The 19,071-nt window shown below is 71.3% G+C and carries 15 protein-coding genes (1 of these 15 only partly in view); 7 read left to right on the top strand and 8 right to left on the bottom strand.

What is annotated here, in order from left to right:
* Window positions 1-47: 47 nt before the first annotated feature.
* From GC722_RS17330 to GC722_RS17315, 4 genes are all read right to left on the bottom strand, one after another.
* Window positions 48-1,241, bottom strand: a complete 1,194-nt coding sequence (locus tag GC722_RS17330; RefSeq protein WP_156611970.1) for a glycosyltransferase family protein — start codon at window positions 1,239-1,241, stop codon at window positions 48-50.
* A gap of 7 nt (window positions 1,242-1,248) precedes the next feature.
* On the bottom strand, window positions 1,249-2,511 hold the full coding sequence (locus tag GC722_RS17325; RefSeq protein ID WP_331715018.1) for a nucleotide sugar dehydrogenase: 1,263 nt from the start codon (window positions 2,509-2,511) through the stop codon (window positions 1,249-1,251).
* A gap of 211 nt (window positions 2,512-2,722) precedes the next feature.
* Window positions 2,723-3,274: a hypothetical protein gene (locus tag GC722_RS17320; protein ID WP_156611969.1), complete on the bottom strand. Its 552-nt coding sequence runs from the start codon at window positions 3,272-3,274 to the stop codon at window positions 2,723-2,725.
* Window positions 3,271-5,490: a glycosyltransferase family protein gene (locus GC722_RS17315; RefSeq protein WP_156611968.1), complete on the bottom strand. Its 2,220-nt coding sequence runs from the start codon at window positions 5,488-5,490 to the stop codon at window positions 3,271-3,273. The genes GC722_RS17320 and GC722_RS17315 overlap by 4 nt, the downstream gene beginning before the upstream one ends.
* A 108-nt stretch (window positions 5,491-5,598) precedes the next feature.
* Here GC722_RS17315 and GC722_RS19425 point away from each other — a divergent pair, with 108 nt between their 5' ends.
* Together GC722_RS19425 and GC722_RS17305 are read left to right on the top strand one after the other, a co-directional pair.
* Window positions 5,599-6,852: a class I SAM-dependent methyltransferase gene (locus GC722_RS19425; RefSeq protein WP_156611967.1), complete on the top strand. Its 1,254-nt coding sequence runs from the start codon at window positions 5,599-5,601 to the stop codon at window positions 6,850-6,852.
* Window positions 6,853-6,895: 43 nt separating this feature from the next.
* Entirely contained in the window at window positions 6,896-8,821 is a 1,926-nt protein-coding gene (locus GC722_RS17305) for a glycosyltransferase family 2 protein (RefSeq protein ID WP_156611966.1), read from the top strand.
* Window positions 8,822-9,390: 569 nt separating this feature from the next.
* Here the strand turns inward: GC722_RS17305 and GC722_RS17300 are convergent.
* A complete protein-coding gene (locus tag GC722_RS17300; RefSeq protein ID WP_156611965.1) occupies window positions 9,391-11,529 on the bottom strand; it encodes an acyltransferase family protein in 2,139 nt (712 codons plus the stop codon).
* Between the two features lie 165 nt (window positions 11,530-11,694).
* Window positions 11,695-12,282, bottom strand: coding sequence for an ElyC/SanA/YdcF family protein (locus GC722_RS17295; RefSeq protein WP_156611964.1), 588 nt, complete (start codon window positions 12,280-12,282; stop codon window positions 11,695-11,697).
* A 100-nt stretch (window positions 12,283-12,382) separates the two neighbouring features.
* Here GC722_RS17295 and mgrA point away from each other — a divergent pair, with 100 nt between their 5' ends.
* The 4 genes from mgrA to GC722_RS17275 all read left to right on the top strand — a co-directional run bounded on the left by mgrA (window position 12,383) and on the right by GC722_RS17275 (window position 17,223).
* On the top strand, window positions 12,383-13,420 hold the full coding sequence (mgrA, locus tag GC722_RS17290) for an L-glyceraldehyde 3-phosphate reductase (RefSeq protein ID WP_156611963.1): 1,038 nt from the start codon (window positions 12,383-12,385) through the stop codon (window positions 13,418-13,420).
* Window positions 13,417-14,715: a glycoside hydrolase family 3 N-terminal domain-containing protein gene (locus GC722_RS17285; RefSeq protein ID WP_156611962.1), complete on the top strand. Its 1,299-nt coding sequence runs from the start codon at window positions 13,417-13,419 to the stop codon at window positions 14,713-14,715. Before mgrA ends, GC722_RS17285 begins: the two co-directional genes overlap by 4 nt.
* Window positions 14,716-14,812: 97 nt before the next feature.
* Window positions 14,813-15,967, top strand: coding sequence for an aminoglycoside phosphotransferase family protein (locus GC722_RS17280; RefSeq protein WP_197430252.1), 1,155 nt, complete (start codon window positions 14,813-14,815; stop codon window positions 15,965-15,967).
* Window positions 15,968-16,089: 122 nt separating this feature from the next.
* Window positions 16,090-17,223, top strand: a complete 1,134-nt coding sequence (locus tag GC722_RS17275; protein ID WP_156611960.1) for a magnesium and cobalt transport protein CorA — start codon at window positions 16,090-16,092, stop codon at window positions 17,221-17,223.
* 22 nt (window positions 17,224-17,245) lie between these two features.
* Here the strand turns inward: GC722_RS17275 and GC722_RS17270 are convergent, their stop codons facing one another.
* Together GC722_RS17270 and GC722_RS18750 are read right to left on the bottom strand one after the other, a co-directional pair.
* Window positions 17,246-17,638, bottom strand: a complete 393-nt coding sequence (locus GC722_RS17270) for a hypothetical protein (protein WP_156611959.1) — start codon at window positions 17,636-17,638, stop codon at window positions 17,246-17,248.
* A 59-nt stretch (window positions 17,639-17,697) separates the two neighbouring features.
* Entirely contained in the window at window positions 17,698-18,582 is an 885-nt protein-coding gene (locus tag GC722_RS18750) for a class I SAM-dependent methyltransferase (RefSeq protein WP_197430251.1), read from the bottom strand.
* A 334-nt stretch (window positions 18,583-18,916) separates the two neighbouring features.
* On the opposite strand from GC722_RS18750, the gene GC722_RS18745 reads away from it, so the two are divergent.
* Window positions 18,917-19,071, top strand: partial view of a M15 family metallopeptidase gene (locus GC722_RS18745; protein WP_156611958.1) — the 5' portion only. It continues 1,369 nt past the right edge of the window; only the first 155 of its 1,524 coding nucleotides appear in the window; its start codon is at window positions 18,917-18,919; its stop codon lies off the right edge, out of view.

Here is a 19,071-nt window from a genome sequence, read left to right as displayed (position 1 = left end):
AGGACCAGTGCGTCGCCGTTGACCAGTGCCTGCACGGTGCAGCCTGGTCAGCGCCCCGCGTCGGTGAGCTCGAGCTGCGATCTGCGGGGGGCGGGGAACCGGCGCGCGAACCCCTCGAGCTGGTGGACGAAGACGCTGGACCAGTGGTTCCAGTCGTGGTGCTCCTGGGCCAGCCGGTGCCCGCGCCGGCCCATGGTGGCCACCCGCTCGGGGTCGGCGGCCAGGGCGACGACCTGCTCGACCACCGAGGTCGGGTCGGCGAAGGGGACCACCACGCCGACCCCGTGCTGGCGGACCAGCTCGGCGGCCAGGGGGAGCGGGGTGGTGATCACCGGGACCCCGAGGGCGCAGTACTCCACCACCTTGGTGGGCAGCGAGCCGTGGTAGTTCGGGACGTCGTTGAGCAGGGTGAGCCCGGCCATGGAGCCGCTGACGCGGGCCAGGGCCTGGTCGCTGGGCAGGAAGCCGTGCCAGACCAGGTCGCCGTCCTCGTGGGCGCGGCGCAGGTGGTGGCGCAGCGCGAGCTCGTGGCTGGGGCCGATCACCTCGAGGGTGACGCGGCCGGCGGTGGCCTCGCGGATGCCCCGGCCGATGGCCGGCAGCAGGTCGCCGCCGCGCACGGTGGTGACCGCGCCCAGGTGGACGACCCGGTCCCCGGTGCTGGGCTCGTGGTCGGGCGGGACGGTGACGGCGTTGACCACCACCGGGTGCTTGCGGCGGAAGCGCTCCTGGTAGCTGCGCTCGGCCAGGATCATCGCCACCCGGTCCTCGGCGACCCGCTCGACCATCCGCCAGCCCTCGGCGACCGGGCCGCGCAGCGGCCGGGGCAGCCAGGCCTTGACGCCCAGCGCGGCGGCGGGGTCCTCGTGGACGTCCCAGACCAGGTTGGGCAGGTCGAGGCCGGTCCCGGCCAGCAGCAGCTCCGGGTCGTGGACCAGCACGACGTCGTGACGGGGACCCTCGGCGCGCAGCAGCCGGCGGGCGTTCCAGGCGGCCGTCATCCGCCGGCGGGCGTGGGCCCGGGGCAGGTCGATGAGCCGCAGCCGCGACTGCTGGTCCGGGGGCAGGCCGTCGATCGAGACGTCGGCCACCTCGGAGAAGGGCGCGGCGTAGGTGACCTCCCAGCCGGCCTGCAGCAGGGCGTGGATCTGGCGGAACCAGATGCGGGCGTCCCGCGGGTCGTGCACCACCGTCACCACCAGCGCCGAGCGGCGCGGGTGCTGGTCGGTGAGGCTGCTCATGGTCGGCTCAGAGCCGCTCGACCGACTCGCTGGGCCTCAGCACGCCGCGGGTGTCCAGGATCCGGGTGCCGCTGGCGGCGAGCACGGACAGGTCGTAGGCGCGGTGGTCCTGCAGCAGCACGCACACGTCGGCCTCGGCCAGGGCCTGCGTCAGCTCGCCGGCGGCGGGGACGGACACCTTGTTGGGCGACCAGGACTCCACGAACGGGTCGTGGAAGCGCAGGTCCGCGCCGCGGCTGAGCAGCACCTTGGCCAGCGGGTCGGCCGGCGACTCGCGGGTGTCGGCGATGTTCGGCTTGTAGGTGACGCCGAGCAGCAGCACCTTGGCGCCGTTGAGGGCCAGGCCGTCGCAGTTCAGCAGGTCCTGCACCCGCCGGGCCACGTAAGCCGGCATGGTGGCGTTGATCTCCTGCGCCAGCTCGACGAAGCGGAACGGGTAGCCCAGCCGCGCCTGCACGTTGTGGGAGAGGTAGTTGGGGTCGATCGGGATGCAGTGCCCGCCGACGCCGGGACCGGGCCGGAAGGCCTGAAAGCCGAACGGCTTGGTGGCGGCCGCGTCGATGACGTCCCACAGGTCGATCTCGAGCTCGTGGCAGAACCGCGCCATCTCGTTGACCAGGGCGATGTTGATGTGGCGGTAGGTGTTCTCGAGCAGCTTGGCCATCTCGGCCTCGCGGGTGCCCTTGGTCCGCACCACGGTGTCGACGAAGGAGCCGTAGAAGCGGGCGGCGGCCTCGGTGCAGGCGGGGGTGTGCCCGCCGACGACCTTGGGGGTGTTCTTGGGGCCGAACGTGGCGTTGCCCGGGTCGATCCGCTCCGGCGAGAAGGCGAGGTGGAAGTCCTGGCCGGCCACGAGGCCGTTGACCTCCAGCAGCGGGCGGACCTCCTCGTCGGTGGTCCCGGGGTAGGTGGTGGACTCCAGCACGACGAGCATCCCGGGCTGCAGGTTCTCACCCACGCGGCTGGCGGCGTCGAGCACCGGGCCGAGGTCGGGGCCGCCGTCCTTGGACAGCGGGGTGGGGACGCAGATGACGACCGTGTCGACGCCCTTGAGCTCGGTGAAGTCGGTCGAGGCGCGGTAGCCGAGCGAGATCATCTCCGCGACGTCGGCGTCGGAGAGGTCGTCCACGTGGCTGCGCCCGGCGTTGAGGGCCGTGGTGACCCGCTCGCTGATGTCCAGCCCCAGCACGGTGTGCCCGGCACGGGCCGCCTCGCGGGCCAGGGGAAGACCCACGTACCCCTGGCCGATGATGGCGATGTTGCCGCCCACTGGGCCTCCTGGTTTCGTGGCCCGACACCGGTCGCGTCGAGCTCAGCTTCATCGAAGGGGTGAGCGGTGAACTCCGGGAGACACGCAACCCACCTTCGGGTGAACGGTCGCCTCGGCTGATCCTGCTCGCCAGGCGTCACATTAGGGCGGCCGGAGGTGCATGGCCAGCCGACCTGCGGGTACAACCGGCAGTTCGGCCCGATTTTCCCGCTCAGCAGGCCGAACGCAGCTGGGCCAGCGCCACGTCGTCCAGCCCGCCGGGCGGCACCCGCAGCCAGCTGCTGACGCCGTAGGTCTCCTGCACCGAGTCCAGCCGACGGGCGAGGTACTCCAGCCACGGTGCCTCGTCCACCCATCCGTCGCGGGGGAGCACCAGCTCGGTGACGTAGGAGAAGCGGCGGGTGACGGCGAAGGCCGGCTGGTCGACCACGAAGACCGGCCGGAAGGACGCCTGCAGCAGCTGCTCCTGCGCGACCTCGTCGACCACCTCCGTCAGCGCCTCGGCCGGGACGCCGAGCGCCAGGATCCCCAGCACGGGGAGGTTCTCGGTGCCGACCCCGCCGAGCAGCGACCCGGCGGTGATGTCGCTGCTGGCGACGCCGCCGCGGCGGTCGCTCTTCCTCACCGCCCACAGCCGGTGGGCCAGCGTGCGGAGGAGGCTGCTCCTCCGGAGCCGGGGGACGACCGCCCGGCGGGCGCGTCGGTACCCGGGGACGCGGCGGGCCAGCCGGGCGGCTCGGACCAGCGGGTCGGTGTGGCTCATGGCGTCCTCGGGTCGAGAGCGAGCTCGGTGATCAGCCGGGCGGCGGCCGGTGCGCCGTTGCCCGGGTCGGCGGCGACGGCACGCGCCACCATGTCGGGTCCCCGTTCGAGCAGGTCGGACAGCAGCGGGGTGGCGGTCTGCACCGTGACCTGCGGCAGCTCGTGGGCCCAGCCCTGCTGGGCCGCCCACCGGGACCGGGCGGCGGTGTCGTCCAGGGCGGTGCTGAGGTTGGGCACGAACAGGCTCGGGACGCCGAAGCGCAGCAGCTCGTGGAAGGAGTTGTAGCCGGTGGCGCTGACGGCCAGGTCGAAGGCGCGGTAGTGCCGCGACAGCGGGAAGTGCCGCACCGTGTGCACGTCGTCGGGCACCCGGCTGCTGCCCGCGATCTGGGTCTGCGTCACGCAGACCTCGACGCCGAGCGAGCGCAGGGCGGCGGTCGCCGCACCCACCTCGCCGGAGGTGTCGTTGATGTTGCCGGCGCCCAGGGACACCAGCGCCAGCCGCGGCTCCTGGGGGAGCCCGAGCGCCTCCCGCGCCTCGGCGCGGGAGGTCAGCTCGTCGGGGTCGAGCAGGGTGACCGGGCCCACCTGCGACGACGGTGCCCCGCGGGTGACCCCGCGGTCGAGCTCGCCGGCCAGGTCTCCCGGTTCGACGACCAGGTCGAACCACGCGGCCTTGGCCAGCTGCTCGGCGTTCTTGCCCGCCTTCCACAGCCCGCGCCGCGACCACACCCACCGCGGGCCGGGGTGGAGCTCGCGCACCCGGGGGATGCCGTCGTAGGGCCAGGTGCCGTCGAAGACCACCACCTCGGGGCCGATGCGCTCGATGGTCTCGCCGACACGCTCCACGAACAGCGGGTGCCACCGGCGCGGTGCCATCTTGGTGGCCCCGGTGGAGGGCAGGTACTCGTAGGAGTAGCCGAAGGAGCCGACGACGCCCACGGCCTGGGACAGCGAGAGGAAGTGCGGCTCCAGGTCCGGCTCGCAGCGACGTGCGTAGGAGAGCAGCCGGGTCAGGTGCCCCATGCCGGCGCCGTTGCTGCTGATCAGCAGCACCCGCGGACGGCGTGCCGGGTCTGCGTGCCCGGCGACGATGGCGGGGCGGTTCTGCGGCACGGGGCCGGGGATGGCGGCGTGCGAGGGTGGACCGATCAGCGCGGTGATGCGGGCCACGTGCGCCTCGCGGCCGAAGCGCTCCCGGGTGAGCCGGCTGGCCTCGGCGGCCACCCGCTCCCACTCGCCGCGGTCGGCACGCAGCCGGGTGATCACCGAGCGGACCTCGTGCGGCTCGGCGTAGACGGCCGCGTCGCCGAACAGCTCGCGGAAGTGCGGCGGGAGGACGGCCGGGACCCCGCTGGCCATCGCCTCGAGGATGGTCCGCCCGAACGCCTCGATCCAGTGCGGGTCGTGGTAGTAGACGAAGAAGTCCAGGCCGGCCAGGAAGTCCCGCGGCGCCTGCTCGCCGAAGGCCTGCACGTGCCAGCTGGGCGGCAGCGGGCGACCGAGCACCTCCTGCGCGGGCTCGGCGCCACCCAGCACCTTGACCAGCATGCTGCCGTCGGTGGGGTAGACCGCCTCCAGCACCGCCCGGTCGCGCGGCCACTTCTGCGGCGAGCTGCGGCTGTGGCGGCCGATCACGGGGACGTCGGCGTTCCAGTCCGGACGCGGGGTGTGCCAGGCGTCGACGTCGATGATGTTGACCCAGTCCTCGGCCAGCAGCCGGCCCGCAGGCACCTCGGCGGCGATGGACGCACGCACCTGCGGCCCGATGGGCGCCCACACCGGTTCGACCCCGAAGTGCTCGACGGCAATCCGGTGGACGGTCGCCGGGGCGTAGTGGCGGTAGCCGTCGATGTCGAGGGGAGCGGCGTTGGCCACCACCACGACCTTGTCGGTGACCACCGGCGGCAGCTGCTCGGCCGCGTGCTGCAGCACCCCCGGGTGCCGCACGACGACCACCTTGGCCCGGACCGGCTCCTGACCCAGCAGCAACCGGGCCCGACCGGCGCGCACCTGCTGCTGCAGCAGGGGGTTCACCGCGCGGACCTTGGACACCAGCGGCCCGTTCAGGTGCACCAGACCCGTGGTCCAGCCGGCGTCGGCCTGGGCCTGGATCTCCTCGGCCACGCTGTGCGACGTGCCGCCCGGGAACCTCAGGTCGGAGATGTCGAGGACGTCCACGTCTCGGGGATCTCTCATGGTCGGGGGGACGGTCACGACGCGGAATGTAGCAATCACCGCTGCCCTGCCCTACATTTCGGTGCGACCGTGCTGCCCCCGCCCCTGGTACCTCGCCAACGGCCGCGTGGTCGGGACGGAGGCATCGTGCGCCGCTGGACACGACGGCAGTGGGTTCTGCTGGCGGCTGCGTGCGTCCTGTGGGTGGTCGCGGTGTCGGCGTCACTGTGGGAGGCATGGTCGGTGGCCGGTGCGGTCCTGGCAACCCTGGTCCTGCTTGTCGCATTTGCACTCGTTGACGCACGCTCCCAAGACGCGCGCCTGCTGGCGAAGATCAACGTCGTGACTAGACGCGTGGACCGGATTCTCGTCGAGGTGGACGGCATAGACGACCGTGTCGGGAGCCAGATGCGCTCCGCGCGTCGCACGGTCGAGGCGGCGGGACAACAGAGCCTCGACGAGATCACCACGTTCAAGCTCCAGCTGGCGGCTGTCGTGCAGCAGCTCTCTGAGATCAACTACGCCAGCCGTCGACCCGACCTCAGCCCTCTCAACGAGCGGCTGGCGCAGTCAGAGGAAAGCATCGCAGGCATGCTCGACGCCAAGGTTGCCCTGGTTATGGGTGAGTTGACGCGAGCCGCGGCGGAGCGGGAGTCGGCTGACGGCAGCCACATGCAGGTCCTCGCTCGCATGGGGTCGACACTGCGCAACCTTCAGAGCGATGTCGCGTCCACGCGCAGCGAGCTCAACCGCGTCGCCTACGAGCCGGCGAAGGAGATTGAAGCGGTTCTGCAGCTGCTGCGGCGCTATGAGCCGCAGGAAGTGATGCCGCTGTCTGGTGGCTGGGCTATGAACCCGTCGGGGATCCTGATGCTGACCGAGATGGTGCGTGAACGCCGTCCCGGGCTCGTCGTCGAGTGCGGGAGCGGCACGTCCACCTTGTGGCTAGGGCACGCAGTACGCCAGCTAGGTCACGGCAGAATTGTTGCGCTCGAGCATGCACCCGAATATGCCGAGCATGTGCGCTCGATGATCCGTCGGCACGGTCTGCAGGAATGGGCCACAGTGGTTGATGCACCCTTGGTTACCCGGCAGGTGGATGGTGAGGAGCGCGTGTGGTACTCGGCTCATGGAACCAACGACCTCCAGGACATTGACGTGCTCGTCGTCGACGGGCCGCCGAAGGCCGTCGGTGACTTGGCCCGTTTCCCGGCACTTCCACTGCTGGAAAATCAATTGGCCGCTGACGCGGTGGTGATCCTCGACGACGCTGGGCGCGAAGATGAGCGTCGGGTAGTCGATCGCTGGATTGCCAGGAATCCGAGGATCAAGAAGTTCCCTTACAGTGAACGACGACAGGTCGTTCTCACTGACGTCTCAGCGTCCACGATGGGCAACTAGCGTGGGCGCCTCGAATCTGCGGCGATCAGTGCCGGAGGTCGAGTTGACCGACGACGAGCTGGCAAGATTCGTGCATGCGTTCGACGAGCTGGACCTCAAGGTGCTCGAGCGCACGGCCCTGCGAAACGAGTCGAGGGCTCACAGGAGGATGTTGGCCTATCTGGCTGGGCGCGGCAGGGTCCCCGTCAACGAGTTGCTCGATCTCGAGTGCTGGCGGTCAGATCGATGGCTCCGACAGGTCAAGCAGCAGGAACTCGACGTCGAGGCGCTCACCTCTCTGGCCTACGTTTTGGCGTTACAGGGCTCGATCGTACAGGACCGAGTTCTCGACGAATCAGTGCAGACCGATCGCCAAACGGCGATCGAGATGTTCGATCATGTGCGCAGGACTGGCGGGATGTCCAAGATGCAGCGAGCGCACGCGCTGGTCTACCTCGATCTCCTGACCACGATGAGTGCGCCGACGAAGCTGCGGCACGTCCTCTCGTCAGCCGCCCTACCTCCTTGTGACACCGCCGTCCATCGTCTCGACAGTGCTAACCCCAGTTTCCACCCGGAGGCGTCGTGGGCTGATTGGCTCGAACGTCTGCACGAGTACCTCCCCACCGCGATGAAGGGTTTGTGCTTGCTGCCCGACGCTCGCACGCCCTTCGACGGTCTTTGGGCTCCCTCCGGGCAACCGGTTGATGACGGGCCCGTCGTCTCCGTTGTCGTGTCCGTATACAATCCGACGGAGCACCTCTTTTCAGCCATTGACTCCATCCTGCGACAGTCGTACACGAATCTTGAGATCATTGTTGTCGACGATGCTTCCGCGGCGACGTCCGACCGAGTGCTCCAAGCCGTAGCCTCGAAGGATTCCAGGATTCGTGTGCTACGAATGGCGGTGAATGGTGGCACGTACCGCTGCAGAAATTACGCCCTTTCGGTCGCCTCCGGCAAGTACGTCACATTCCATGACGACGACGACTGGGCGCACCCGCAGCGCATAGCCCGGCAAGTGGCGGCCATGCAGGCTGGGTCGGGCGTGGTTGCCTCGCTCTCCTACTGCATCCGTGCAACAGAGCAACTCAGCTTCGTGCGCGTTGGCTACCACGGACCGCGCCTGAACGCGTCTTCCCTCATGTTCGATCGTCGGAAAGTTACCGCGAGGATCGGATTCTTCGACTCGGTGCGGAAGGGTGCCGATTCCGAGTATGCGAATCGCATCCAAGCGGTGTTCGGTAAGCGCTCCCTCATCGAGGTGCGGGATGTCCTGGCCGTGGTTCGTGTCGGTCAGGAGAGCTTGTCCACTGGGGACTTCCGCCCCGGGTGGCGCCACCGGTCGCGCTGGGCCTACCGGATGCAGTACACGCGGTGGCACGAAACACTCCGGCGTGGTACTTGCGACGGGTTCATCGGGACGATCAATCGCGACCACCAGCATTTCCCAGCACCTCGCAAGATGACAGGGTCGCCGACAGACCTCACTCCTTGGGACGTAGTCGTCGTGAGCGACTGGCGGGACGAACAGCGAGCAGAGGGATCGATGGCGTTGGTCGATCGACTGACGGCCAAGGGATCAAGGGTTGCAGTGGCTCAGTTGGAGGACTATCGCGCAGCGGCGCGGGTTGATGTGCCGCTCGTCGACAAGGTCGCCGACTGGATCAACAGTCAAGTCGTGGATCTCGTGCTGAGCGACGATCCCCTGCGTGCTAGGACGGTTGTCGTGGCAGCACCGGAGCTTCTGCAGTTCGCTGACCCCCGCCCTACGAGCTGGACCGTTGCTGAAGTGCTCATCGCGACCTCCGGCGACTCTATGGAACCTACGGCGTCGACCTACGACCCCGGCCGCTGCCAGTATGTGGCGACGGCTCTTTATGGGGCAGAAGCGCGCTGGCGGTGTGCCAGCGAGGCCGAGGCGCGGTTCGTCAGGGAGGCCGTGGAAGCCTCCCTCGTTGAGATCGGCGACGCCGAGTCGTCAGCCTAGGCTCCGTCGATCAAGCTGTCGCGCCCCTCCTGCTCGAGGAGCTGCATCTGATGCTCGTCCATGGCGCCGACGCCATGCTCGTGACGTGGCCCAGCCCGACGCTGCAGATAGGATCGGCCGACGGTCGGCGGGGCAGTTTGGAGTTCCGACGTGGGTGGGTTGCTTCGGACCGACCGCTGAGGCACGACGTGTTCGGCGAGTGGCCGAGCCACCCAGCGCATCCCCTGCACGTTCAGGTTCAACCGGCCTTGGGCTGACTCACCGACTTGGGTTTTCCCATCAGCCCGAGGGCGGTCGTCGAAACGCTGATGGGTCCGTACTTGCCTCGCCGAGCCCGAAAGCAGGCGCTCGAGCGATTCGTCACCAAGTCAGTCAATGAGCGAGGCCGATCCTTCCAACGCGACGGCCTCCGCCATGGGCACCAGGCTGAGTCGCCCTCGGGTGACCGGCATGGCCGGCGAACAGCGACACCTCTGAGCCCCCCATGCCGGCCCGTGCTCCGGACGACCATGTGCGAAGGAGTAGTCAACAGCGTGGTGCCCGGGCCCCTGCACCGCGGTGCCCGCGCTTCACTTGATCAGCCCCTTGGCCTCGAGTTGCGCCTGAAGGACGGGTGCCAACGTCCGGGCGTAAGTTGCCGTGATGTGATGCGAGTCGCGGTACGTAATGACGCCACCGATGACGGGCGAACACTGCTCTCGGGGACAGATCCATGCGTTGAGGTCTACTAGATGAGCGGCAGGCGCCAGTTCAGTCGCTCGAGCTTGCTCGGTGCCAGCGGTGTCAAGAGCGTCCTTGCGCTCCGCCGCGCAGCTAGCGACGTCCGACGGGTTGGCTGCTAGGCAGTCTGGAACGTCGATGCCGACCCAAGGCGTGTTGGCGAGCGCGACCACTTCGATACCGGCTTCGACGAGTGGCAACCAGCTCCGCGCGTACGACGCGGCCAAGGCGTCGTCGGCGGCTTCGCCGCTTAGTACAAGGCCGTCCTCATCGATCTTGTACTGGTTGCTGCCGCTGGTGAAGACGATGTCGTAGTTGGAGGAACGCAGCACCTGAGTAACGGCCTGGTTCCATTCGGAGCAGGAGGTGTACCGGGTCGGCGGGTCCCCGAGGAGGACATCGACGTCGAAGAACGAGCAGGCTGACTTGGTGTAGGTGTCAACCTGCCAGCCCCGCCTCTCCGCCAGTGCCGACAACGTGGGCTGCCACTGGGCGGCGTGGGAATCACCGACGAGGGCGACCTTGATGTCGGCTCCCGGTGTCCCGTAGGTGCAGGACAGGGGCTCGCTGTGCTCCTGGTCCTGGTGACAGCCGTCCGTGTACACGGCAGCGTTGTCCTTCGCTGCAACGGTGATGTCGGGTGTGGTGGTCCCGAGTTCCTGAGGTACCTCGCCGGCGGGTGAAGTGGTTGGGTCATCGCCGAGGGCGGCCGCGCCGAAGGCCCCCCCGCCTCCGCCGCGATCGGCAGCAGCTTCGATGCGACGGTCGAGGCTGTTCTGCAGGGCAGCAGCGGCGCCGATGGGCAGCAGGGTGCAGACGAGGAGGGTGGCCAGGACGGCGCGTCCGCGTAGGAAGGGCCGGGAGGTGTGGATTGGTCGCTCGACGACGACGTAGGTGAACCAGGCAGGGACCACGGACGTGCACACCAGCAGGACTCCGACGACCCACCAGATCTGGCCGTCCTCGCCGCCGAAGACGGCGGTGCCTGCCACGACGAAGGGCCAGTGCCACAGGTACAGGGAGTAGGAGAGGTCGCCGATCTGACGCATCGGCTGCCAGCTGAGAAACCATGCGGCGCCGCCGGCGTGCGGGACGGAGCCGGCGGCAAGAACGGCAGCGGTGGAGAGAACGGGGAGCAGTGCGGCCAGGCCCGGGAAGGGTGTGGCGGTGGTGTAGAGGAGGGCCGAGCTTGCGATGCCGACGAGACCACCCCACCCGACGATCCTCAGCACCGGGGTCGGTAGCGCGCTCACCCGATGCAGGACGAGGACAAGAAAGGCCCCGACGGCGAGCTCCCAGAGGCGGGTGGTGGTGACGAAGTAGGCCTGAGCCGGGGAGGTGGCGGTGTAGTAGGCCGACCAGAGCAGTGAGGGGACCGCGATGAGGGCGAGCCCGACGGCGAGGGCCCGGCGGAGCGTCCAGCCGAGGCGGCGGTGCAGGGCGATGAAGGCGACGATGACCAACGGCCAGACGACGTAGAACTGCTCCTCCACAGCGAGGGACCAGAAGTGCTGCACCGGGCTGCTCGCCTGCTCCGAAGCGAGGTAGTCCACGCTCTGGGCGGCGAGGCGCCAGTTCACGACGTAGAGCGCCGAGGCGGCGATGTCGCGCAGCACCGACTCCCAGCGTGTGACCGGGAGGGCGACCGCCGTGGCCAGGGCCGTGGCGAGCAGGACGACCGCGGTCGCGGGGAGCAGCCGGCGGATGCGGCGGGCGTAGAAGCGGCGGAAGCTGAGTCGACCGGTGCGCTCGACCTCTCGGACGATGAGGCCGGTGATGAGGAAGCCGGAGATGACGAAGAACACGTCGACTCCGACGAAACCGCCGGTGATGCCGGGGACTCCGGCGTGGTAGGCCAGCACCAGCAGGACCGCGACCGCCCGCAGGCCCTGGATATCGGCCCGGTGTCCCGTGGTCGGGGCGGCGGGTCGGCGAGGACCGGCTTCAGCAGCTTCGGCGGCGGGAGTCATCAGGGGCGTGCTGGTCACGCAACGTCCTCTCGAGGGGCAATCGCGCAGGAACAATACGTTGAGAAGAGTGAGCCAGCCACTCACCACGCGACAAGTCGGGGAGCTTGATAGGAGTCGCCAGACTGTTCCGCTCGCCTGGACCGTCGACGTCTTGGCGGTGGCCAGGAACGGGAGACCCCTGCATCACCGGTCGGGGACGAACAAGCCGTTCTCCTGGTAGCAGCCGGGTGTCACGGCCATCTTGACCCAGGCGCCCGTCTCGTAGACGAGGCGGGTGGCCCACCGCGACGCCGGCAGCTCCTCGCTGGTGACCCACTGCAGCACCCCGCCGTCGAAGCAGCGGCGCACCAGGATGCCCGCCCGGCCCAGGTGGGTCCGCTGGGTCAGCACCGCCACGGAGTCCCAGCCACGCCCACCGGCCAGCTCGGCGAAGGCCTGCGCCTCGCCCTGGGTGGTCCTGGGGTCCGGGTGCAGGCACACCACCGGGTACGACCGCCGCTCCCGGCACGCCCGGGCGCCGGCGGAGGACTCGTCGGAGCCGGGGGTGCTGAGCACCAGGGTTCCGGCCGCGCCGGCGTCCATCAGCGCAGCGGCGTCGTCGAGCCGCGCGTCGGCCGGCGCCAGCACCAGCAGGGCGTCGACGGGTTCGACGGCGTCGACGCGCGGGGACCCGAGCAGGACCGCACCGGCCACCACCCAGGCGAGCAGGGCCGCCAGGACAGCGAGCAGGCGCCAGGGGACCCGGCGCGGCGGCACGGTGATCGTCGCCATGTCGACCTCCTCCGACGGCGGCGGGCCTCCAGGCTAGGACCGCCCCCGAGCTCCCACCCCGGCCAGGTGGCGCGGCGAGCCGCACTCCTAGACTCGGACCATGCCCCAACTCGACACCTACCTCCCCGCCGCCGACCGCTACGAGCAGATGCCGTACCGCAGGGTGGGCCGCAGCGGCATCCGGCTGCCGGCGATCTCGTTGGGGCTGTGGCACAACTTCGGCGACGACAAGCCGCTGCAGACCATGCGCGATATGCTGCGCCGCGCCTTCGACCTCGGCGTGACCCACTTCGACCTCGCCAACAACTACGGCCCGCCCTACGGCTCGGCCGAGACCAACTTCGGCCGCATCTTCGACGAGGACTTCCGCTCGCTGCGCGGTGAGCTGATCATCTCCACCAAGGCCGGCTGGGACATGTGGCCCGGCCCCTACGGCGACCTGGGCTCCCGCAAGTACCTGCTGGACTCCCTCGAGCAGTCCCTGCGCCGCATGCGGCTGGACCACGTCGACATCTTCTACCACCACCGCCCCGACCCGGACACGCCGCTGGAGGAGACCATGTCCGCGCTGGACACGGCCGTCCGGCAGGGCAAGGCCCGCTACGTCGGCATCTCCTCCTACTCGGCCGAGCGGACCCGCGAGGCCGCCGCCATCTGCCGCGAGCTGGGCACCCCGCTGCTCATCCACCAGCCGTCGTACTCGATGCTCAACCGCTGGATCGAGCCCGACCTGCTGGAGGCCACGGACGCGGAGGGGATGGGCATCATCGCCTTCTCCCCGCTGGCCCAGGGCATGCTCACCAACCGCTACCTCGACGGCATCCCCGAGGACTCCCGCGCCGCCCAGGGCAAGTCCCTCGACACCGGCCTGCTGTCGGAGGAGAACCTCGCCCGGATCCGCGCCATGAACGACATCGCCGCCCAGCGCGGCCAGAGCCTGGCCCAGATGGCCATCGCCTGGGTGCTGCGCGACCCGCGGGTCACCTCCGCGCTGATCGGCGCCTCCAGCGTCCGCCAGCTCGAGGACAGCCTCACCGCCGCGAGCAACCTCGACTTCTCCGAGGAGGAGCTGTCGGCGATCGAGCAGCACGCGGTCGAGGGCGGCATCGACCTGTGGCGCTCGCAGAGCAGGAAGTGAGGCCCGCTGCTCCGGTCCGGTCGGCCCTGCTGGCCGGGCTGGTGACGGCTGCGCTGCTGACGGCCTGCGCGCCCGACGGGCAGACCGCGGCGCCCACGCCCCAGACGTCCGCGCCGCCCGCACCCAGCCCGTCGCCGACCGGTCCTGCCGCGCCGACCCCGTCGCCGCCCGCCGCGACCACCCCCGCCTCGACCAGCTCCGCCGGGACCACTCCCGCCGCGCCGCCCAGCCCGTCGCCGGCCCCCGGGTCCTGCCGTGCGCTGGCGGAGTCGATGACGCCGGAGGAGCAGGTCGGCCAGCTGGTCATGGTCGGCGTCCCCGCCACCTCCGACCTGGCCCCGCAGACCGCGCAGGTGCTGGCCGAGCACCACGTGGGCTCGGTGCTGCTGCTGCAGAACACCGAGGCCGGGGTGGACGCCGTCGCCCGGCTCGCCGAGCAGGCGCGCGACGCCGCCGGCGCGCCCGAGGGCACCACCACCATGCTCGCCGCCGACCAGGAGGGCGGGCTGGTGCAGCGTCTGCAGGGCCCCGGCTTCGACACCATCCCCAGCGCCCGCGAGCAGGCGGCGCTGTCGCCGGAGGAGCTGGAGGAGGCGGCGGAGACGTGGGGTGAGCAGCTGCGCCGGGCCGGCGTCGACTACGACCTGGCCCCGGTCGCCGACCTGGTGCCCGAGGAGCTCGAGCAGGTCAACGAACCGATCGGCCGGCTCGACCGCGGCTACGGCGCCGACCCCGGCACCGTCGCCTCCCGGGTCGCGGCGTTCGTCGAGGGCATGGACGAGGCGGGCGTGGCCACCAGCGTCAAGCACTTCCCCGGGCTCGGCCAGGTGCGCGGCAACACCGACTTCACCGCCGACGTGGTCGACCGCACCACCACCGGCAGCGACGAGGAGCTGGCCGGCTTCCGGGCTGCCGTCGAGGCCGAGGTCGACTCCGTGATGGTGGCCACCGCCACCTACACCCGGCTCGACCCCGACCACCAGGCCGTCTTCTCCGAGGCGGTCGTCACCGACCTGCTGCGCGGCGAGCTGAGCTTCGACGGCGTGGTCGTCAGCGACGACCTCGGCGTCGCCGAGGCCGTGGCCGACGTCGACCCCGAGCGCCGGCTGCTCGACTTCCTGAGCGCCGGCGGCGACCTCGTCATCACCGCCGACCCCGCGCTGACCGACGAGATGGTGGGCGGCGTCCTCGACGCCGCCGAGCAGGACCGCGAGCTCGCCGCCGAGCTGCCCGGGCACGTCACCCGGGTGCTCGCCCTCAAGGCCGAGCGCGGCCTCGCCGACTGCGACGACTGACCCGCGGGCCGCGGCTGGCGGTGATCACCTGCCGAAGCCAGCCCTAACGCATCCCTAAGCCGCCACCCGACGGCGGCGCGCGCTGCTAGGACGAGGTGTGCCCACGCCTGCAGCCCCCTCCGACGCCGCCCGCGCGCTGCTGTGGACGGCCGCGGTGGAGCGTCGTCAGGGCAGCCGGGCGGCACGGCTCCGCGCCCTGGTCGGCGCCCGCAGCCGCAGCTACCGCGACCACGGCCGGGTGGTGGCGGCGCACCCGCTGCCCCCCGAGCGGGTGGACCTCGCCCGCCGGCTGCTGGTCGACCGCTGGAGCGGGCAGAGCCTGCTCGACGACCCCGTCACCGGCAGCGAGACCGCACGCTCACGGGCCGATGTGGTGCTGCTGGGCGCCCGGCGCAGCAGTGCCCAGTTCCGCTTCCGCAGCTTCTACCTCCACCCCGAACCGGGGCAGGCGACCACGCTGGTGGCCCAGCAGCGCCGCGAGCCCGGGCAGGAGAGCCCGCTGCTCAACGGTGCCCGGGTGCAGCGCCGCGCCCGCGGCCGGATCCCCTTCGTCGTGCCCCGGGTGCTCGCCGCCGGCACCGTCGCCGAGGGGCTGGGGGAGGGCGTCACCGCGGACTGGGCCCTGGAGGAGCTGGTGGACGCCACGGTCGTCCCCGCCCGTGAGAACGAGCAGGTGGTGGCCGAGGTGCTCGAGCTGCTGGGGGAGGGCTGGAGCCGGCTGGGGACCCGCCACGTCCCGCTGCGGGCCAGCCAGCGGGCCGCCGCGCTGGCGGGCTTCGCCGGGCTCAGCAGCGACACCTCCGGGCAGGTGTGGCCCGAGGAGCTCGACCGCACCCACCTCGCCGCACGGGTGCGGCGGGTGCTGGCCGACCCGAGGCCGATGACCATGGGGCTCAGCCACGGCGACCCCGGCGTGGGCAACCTGCTGCGCACCGGCGACGGCCGGCTCGTGCTGCTCGACTGGGAGTTCGCCGGGCACCGGCACCTCACCCACGACGTGGCCAAGGTGCTGCGCAGCAGCCCCGACCCGGTGGCCAGCACCGTCCGCACCACCGCCCCGCCCGGGCTGACCGCGGCGATGGCGGCCGCGGGCGCGCTGCCCTGGAACGCCCAGGTGGCCGTCTCGCTGCTGGTGTTCCTGGCCTACTGGCGGGACCGGCACGAGCGGGCGGTCGCCCGCGGGCTGGGGGAGCGGAGCGCGCGAGGTCTGCGGACCATGGTGCAGATGGTGGACGTCCTGCTCGACGTCTGAGGCCGCGGGGGCCGGATACAGTGCCGGTGGCACCACCGGAGCCGCGCCGGTCAGAGCCGCACCGAACAGCCGTCCCGCCAGACCTGACGCCCAGGTGGCGCCGTCGACCCCCCGGGAGTCCCATGTCCTTCCTGCGTGACCGCCGCCCGCCCGCTCCCGGCTCCCCGGCCGTGGGGGAGGACGCCCGTCCCGGGGAGCCGGTGGTCCCCCGCGACCCGGCCCGCCCGGGCGACCCCGAGGCCTGCGTGGTCGACAACGCCATCTACGTCGACGGCGTGCGGGTGGACGAGCCGCTGACGCTCGACGACACCTACGAGCGGATGCGTGAGTGCCACGGGATGGCCTGGATCGGGCTGTACCGCCCGGACGCCGAGCAGCTGGCGCCGGTGGCCGAGGAGTTCGGGCTGCACCCGCTGGCGATCGAGGACGCGGTCAGCGCCCACCAGCGGCCCAAGCTGGAGCGCTACGGCGACGTGCTGTTCACCGTCCTGCGCCCGGCCCGCTACCTGGACGACGTCGAGCGGGTGGAGTTCGGCGAGCTCCACGTCTTCGTCGGCCGCGACTTCGTGGTGACCGTCCGTCACGCCGAGTCGCCCGACCTGGCCAAGGTGCGTCGTCGGCTGGAGGGCAACCAGGCGCTGCTGCGGCTGGGCCCGGAGGCGGTGCTCTACGCGATCTTCGACGAGATCGTCGACGGCTACGAGCCCGTCATCGCCGGCCTGGAGAACGACATCGACGAGATCGAGGACCAGCTCTTCGACGGCGACCCGGCCGTGTCGCGGCGCATCTACGAGCTGTGCCGGGAGGTCATCCAGTTCCAGCGCACCAGCCGGCCGCTGGTGCAGATGCTGCAGGCCCTCGAGGGCGGCTTCGACAAGTACCAGGTCGACCTGGAGCTGCGCCGCAGCGTCCGCGACGTGCAGGACCACGTGCTGCGCATCGTGGACCGGGTCGACTCCTTCCGGGCCCTGCTGGAGAACGCCCTCAGCGTTCACGCGACCCTCGTCGGCCAGCGTCAGAACGAGGTGATGCAGCACCTCACCGAGGCCAGCCTGGCCCAGAACGAGGAGGTCAAGCGGATCTCGGCCTGGGCGGCCATCCTGTTCGCCCCCACCCTGGTGGGGACCATCTACGGCATGAACTTCGACCACATGCCCGAGCTCGGCTGGCGGTTCGGCTACCCGCTGGCCCTGGTCGGCATGGTGCTCACCGGCCTGGTGCTGTACCTGGTGTTCAAGACCCGCCGCTGGCTCTGACGGCCCGCCGGGACGCGTGCCCTCAGGCGGCCCCCTCCGCCAGCATCCGCACCGTGCCCGGTGCGGTCAGCTCCATCGACACCGACAGGTGGCCGGTCGCGGTGTAGTCCGGACCCAGGTGGTCGGAGAGCACCAGGTCGGTGAAGACCAGCAGCAGCTCGCCGTCGTCCACGTCGCTCCTGACCCGCGGCGTCAGGTTGATCTGCCGCACGGCCGTGTGGTCGAAGACGAACTGCCCGACCAGCTCGCCGTCGACGAAGGTGCAGCCCAGCTGCAGCGCCTTGCGCCCGCTGCGGACCACCACCGACCACAGCACCGAGGCGCCGGCGGTGGGGACGGTGCCCGCCCAGCAGAAGCGGACGGTCGTCACCTGACCGTCCTCGGTCACCGACGTCTCCGTGAGGCGCAGGTCCATGGGGCCAATCTGTCACGGCGGCGCGGTGTCCCGCGGCCCAACGGAGCAGATCTGCCCACTCACCGGTCCAGTCGGAAGTGCCACACGACGACCGAGGGGACGTCCCAGGCGATCCGGCTCGCCTCGGGCACCATCGCCATCAGCGACCACGGCCAGTCGTGCCAGCCGCCCGGCTCGGTCGCCGGTGCGACCGTGCCCTCCTCGGCCCGGGCCGGCCGGGGCTCCTCGCAGGCCAGCACCCGGAACCCGGCGGGGAGCGCGGCGCGGAGGAAGTCGCCGGGCGTGTGGCGGTAGGTGGGCACCAGCCCGGGCTCGCCGTCCGGACCGAGGGCGTGCACCACCGAGCCCCGCAGCACCAGCTCGTGGTGGACGTCGGAGACCAGCAGGTCCCCGCCCGGTCGCAGCACCCGGGCGAACTCGGCCATCACGGCGGCGAGGTCGCCGACGTGGGACAGCGCCAGGGTGCTGGCCACCAGGTCGACGGCGTCGTCGGCCACGGGCAGCCGGTCCAGCTCGCCGAGACGCAGGTCGACGCCCGGCAGCCGGGCCGCGGCCCGCCGCAGCATGTCGGGGGAGCTGTCGACCCCGACGACCCGGTGGCGGGCCGCCAGGTGGCGGGTGAGGCGGCCGGTGCCGCAGGCGGCGTCGAGGGCGTCCCCGGCCGGGAGCTCGGCCAGCAGCGGCAGCAGCACCGACTCGTCGAGCTCGAACAGCCCGTTGCCCGGGTCGTCGTAGTGGTCCGCCCACTGCTGGTAGCCGCGGGCGGCGGTGCCGCGGGCCACCTCCACCCCGTCGAGCCCGCCGAGGGTCTCGTCGGCCAGCAGCCGGCGCACCTCGGCCAGCCGGTCCTCGACGTAGCTGCGGTCGACGTCGCCGGCCCAGCCACGCAGCAGCGCCAGCCCCTCGAGCGCGAGGAGGTAGGCCAGGGGGTGCTGGTAGATCACGCCGCGACGATAGGACCCGCCTCACGGCAGGCCAACCGTGATTCAATGACCGCGGTTCGTCGGGGCTGGTCGAGGGAGATGACATGAAGGTGCTTCGCACGGCTCCGGCGCTGCTGGCCGGGCTGACCCTGCTGGCGGTGGGGCTGCCTCCGGCGGTCGCCGCCCCCGGCGACGTCCGCGTCGAGCCCCGGGCCGCGCTGGTGGCCGCCGAGGAGGCCGCCGCACCACCGGTCCTGCGGCTGGAGCTGCAGCTCTCGGGCCCCGACGGGCTGACCGAGGTGGCCCTCACCGACCGGCCCGGAGCCGCCGCCGAGGTGGGCGCGGACCAGCTGGTGTGCGAGGGCGACGTGCTCGTCGCCGGCGGCGCCCTCGGCTGCGCCGCCGAGGTGGAGGTGCTGGCCGAGGTCCTCACCGACTGCGCTGTCACCCTCGACCTGCTCGTCACCGGCCGCGGCGCCGACGGCGCCGAGACCACCACCGAGGTGCGCC

The sequence above is a fragment of the Auraticoccus cholistanensis genome, from assembly GCF_009742705.1.
Classification (GTDB): Bacteria; Actinomycetota; Actinomycetes; order Propionibacteriales; family Propionibacteriaceae; genus Auraticoccus; species Auraticoccus cholistanensis.
The sequence above is the reverse complement of the archived record's forward strand: the minus strand, read 5'-3'. Positions and strand labels throughout refer to the sequence as shown.

What these genes read in the sequence shown, in the direction of transcription:
- GC722_RS17330 (WP_156611970.1), bottom strand. Translation starts at nt 1,241, where the DNA reads ATGAGCAGCCTCACCGACCAGCACCCGCGCCGCTCGGCGCTGGTGGTG.
- mgrA (WP_156611963.1), top strand. Translation starts at nt 12,383, where the DNA reads ATGCCCCAACTCGACACCTACCTCCCCGCCGCCGACCGCTACGAGCAG.
- GC722_RS17320 (WP_156611969.1), bottom strand. Translation starts at nt 3,274, where the DNA reads ATGAGCCACACCGACCCGCTGGTCCGAGCCGCCCGGCTGGCCCGCCGC.
- GC722_RS17270 (WP_156611959.1), bottom strand. Translation starts at nt 17,638, where the DNA reads ATGGACCTGCGCCTCACGGAGACGTCGGTGACCGAGGACGGTCAGGTG.
- GC722_RS17295 (WP_156611964.1), bottom strand. Translation starts at nt 12,282, where the DNA reads ATGGCGACGATCACCGTGCCGCCGCGCCGGGTCCCCTGGCGCCTGCTC.
- GC722_RS17275 (WP_156611960.1), top strand. Translation starts at nt 16,090, where the DNA reads ATGTCCTTCCTGCGTGACCGCCGCCCGCCCGCTCCCGGCTCCCCGGCC.